2 protein-coding genes are annotated in these 2,970 nt (G+C 65.8%); one reads left to right on the forward strand and one right to left on the reverse strand.

All coding sequences use genetic code 11. The annotated features are described in order from the left end of the window. Positions 1-89: 89 nt before the first annotated feature. Complete coding sequence (locus AC07OV_RS23435) at positions 90-1,484, reverse strand: MATE family efflux transporter (protein ID WP_494998731.1); 1,395 nt, start codon at positions 1,482-1,484, stop codon at positions 90-92. Positions 1,485-1,747: 263 nt separating this feature from the next. On the opposite strand from AC07OV_RS23435, the gene pdxB reads away from it, so the two are divergent. Beyond that, positions 1,748-2,890 carry a 4-phosphoerythronate dehydrogenase PdxB gene (pdxB, locus tag AC07OV_RS23440; RefSeq protein WP_495093081.1) on the forward strand — a complete coding sequence of 381 codons (1,143 nt, stop codon included), beginning with the start codon at positions 1,748-1,750 and terminating at the stop codon, positions 2,888-2,890. Positions 2,891-2,970: the final 80 nt, after the last annotated feature.

A 2,970-nucleotide genomic window follows, 5' to 3' on the forward strand; every position in this document is an offset into this window, starting at 1 on the left:
CACCCCCTCCCCCCCCCCCCCCCCCCCCCCCCCCCCCCCCCCCCCCCCCCCCCGTGCTCCTACAGGGAACGGTAAGCGCTGATGAGGCGTCAGGTGTGCGCTGGCGCCAGGCGAATCCGCCGACGTGCGCTGCGTGCCAGGCGAATCACCAGCATCGCCGCCGCGCAGCTCAAGCCCACGATCAGCCCTTGCCACAGGCCGCTCGGCCCGCTGGCGGTGCCCAGCCAATCGGTCAGGCCCAGGGCGTAACCCACCGGCAATCCCACGCCCCAATAAGCAAACAGCGTCAATACCATGGTCACCCGTGTGTCCTGGTAGCCACGCAGGGCGCCGGCAGCGGTCACCTGGATCGCGTCAGAGAACTGGAACAGCGCCGCAAACACAATCAACATCGACGCCACGTGGATCACCAGCGGGTCCGGGGTGTAGATCGCCGCGATCTGCTCGCGAAACAGCAGCATCAGGCTGCAGGACAGGCAGGCGTAGGTGAGGGCCGTGCCCATGCCGACCCCGGCTGCGAAGCGCGCTTGGCGCGGCTCGCCTCGCCCGAGTGCCTGGCCGACGCGCACCGTGACGGCCATGCTCAGGGAGTAGGGGATCATGAACACCAGCGAGCTGAAGTTCAGCGCGATCTGGTGCCCGGCCACCACGTTGGCGCCCAGGCTGCCGATCAACAGTGCGATGACTGCAAAGATGCTCGACTCGGCAAAGACCGCGATGCCGATGGGCAGGCCGATGCTCAGCACGCGCTTGATGACTGCCCATTGCGGCCAGTCGAAACGCTTGAACAGCTCGCTGCTCTGGTAGGCCGGGGCCCAGCGTGTCCAGGCGGCCAGGCCGAGCATCATCACCCACATCACAATCGCTGTGGCCCAGCCACAGCCCACGCCACCCATGGCTGGCACGCCGAAGTGGCCATAGATGAACACGTAGTTGAGCGGGATGTTCAGCGCCAGCCCGCACAGGCCCATGACCATGCTCGGCCGCGTGCGGCCCAGGCCATCGCTGAAGCAGCGCAACACGTAATACAGGGCGATGGCCGGCATGCCGGACGCGATGCCATGCAGGTAGGCCATGCACGGCTTTATCAGCTCGGGGTCGACGTTCATCGCGTGCAGGATTGGTTCGGCGCTGATCAGCATCAACAACGCGGTCACCCCCACGACCAACGCCAGCCACAAGGATTGGCGCACCAGGGGGCCGATCTCGTTGAACGTGCCCGCGCCGAAGCGCTGGGCAACCTTGGGCGTGGTGGCCAGCAAGGTGCCGGTCATCAGCAGGTAGACGGGGATCCAGATCGAGTTGCCCAGGGCCACCGCCGCCAGGTCACGCGGGCTCACGCGCCCGGCCATCACCGCATCGACAAAACCCATGGCCGTGGTCGCCAATTGGCCAATCATGATCGGCAGGGCCAGGGTCAGCAGGCTGCGCACTTCGCGGCTGACGCGGGCGGGGCGGGAGAGGGCGGTGGTGGTTGTGTTCACGTACAGGTGTCCGGTCAGAAGAAGCGCAAGGACCGCGAAGTCTACGCTTTGACGCACCGGTCAGGAAAAAACCTGTGTTAGGGATTTGTAAGCAATCGCTCTCCTGTTGGCGCCGGCTTGTGTGGGAGCTGGCTTGCCTGCGATGCAGGCACCTCGGTCAATCAGCTGTACCTAAGTGATGCTATCGCGGGCAAGCCCGGCTCCCACACAAGCCCTCTTGGAGTGGATATGTGTACACTGCGAGTCCGCGAAAGGAGCCTGCCATGTTGATTGTTGCCGACGAAAATATCCCGCTGCTCGATGCATTCTTCGAAGGGTTTGGCGAGATTCGCCGGGTGCCCGGCCGGTCCATCGACCGCGCCACGGTCGAGCAGGCCGATGTGTTGCTGGTTCGCTCGGTGACCAACGTCAACCGCGCCTTGCTGGACGGGACCCGCGTGCGTTTTGTCGGCACCTGCACCATCGGTACCGATCACCTGGACCTCGACTACTTCCAGCAGGCTGGCATCCAGTGGTCCAGCGCCCCCGGCTGCAATGCGCGTGGGGTGGTGGACTATGTGCTGGGCAGTTTGCAGACCCTGGCAGAAATCGAGGGGGCCGACCTCAACACGCGCACTTACGGGGTGGTCGGTGTGGGCGAAGTCGGCGGGCGCCTGGTCAAGGTGCTCAAGGGCCTGGGCTGGAACGTGCTGGTGTGTGACCCGCCGCGTCAGATCGCCGAAGAGGGCGACTACGTGAGCCTGCAGCAGATCATCGAACAGTGCGACGTGATCAGCCTGCACACGCCACTGACCAAGTCCGGCAACGGTTCCACCTGGCACCTGTTCGATCGCGAGCGGCTCAACGCACTCAAGACCGGCACCTGGTTGATCAATGCCAGCCGGGGCCCGGTGGTGGATAACGCCGCCCTGCGTGAGGTGCTGCTGGCGCGCGAGGACCTGCAAGCGGTGTTGGACGTGTGGGAAGGCGAGCCTGAAGTGGACATCGACCTGGCTGACCTGTGTGTGCTGGCCACGCCGCACATCGCCGGTTACAGCCTGGACGGCAAACAGCGCGGCACCGCACAGATTTATCAGGCGTTCTGTGCGCACCTGGGCCAGGAACCCAGCCTCCAACTGAGCGACTTGCTGCCGCCACCCTGGCTGGCCGAAGTGCACTTGAATGCCGCCACCGACCCGGCCTGGGCCTTGGCTACCTTGTGCCGCAGCGTGTATGACCCGCGCCGGGACGATGCGGATTTCCGCCGCAGCCTGGTGGGTACCGTGGAAGAACAACGCAAGGCGTTTGACCTGCTGCGCAAGCACTACCCGGAGCGTCGCGAGATCGACGGCTTGAAGGTGCGCATCAATGGAGAGTCCGCTGTGCTGTCGTCGATCGTCTCTGCGCTGGGCGCTGAATTGCTCTGACCGGCGCGCAATGCTCTCACTGTAGGAGCCGGGGGGGGGGGGGGGGGGGGGGGGGGGGGGGGGGGGGGGGGGGGGGGGGG

The organism is Pseudomonas sp. GW821-FHT09A09, from assembly GCF_059418405.1.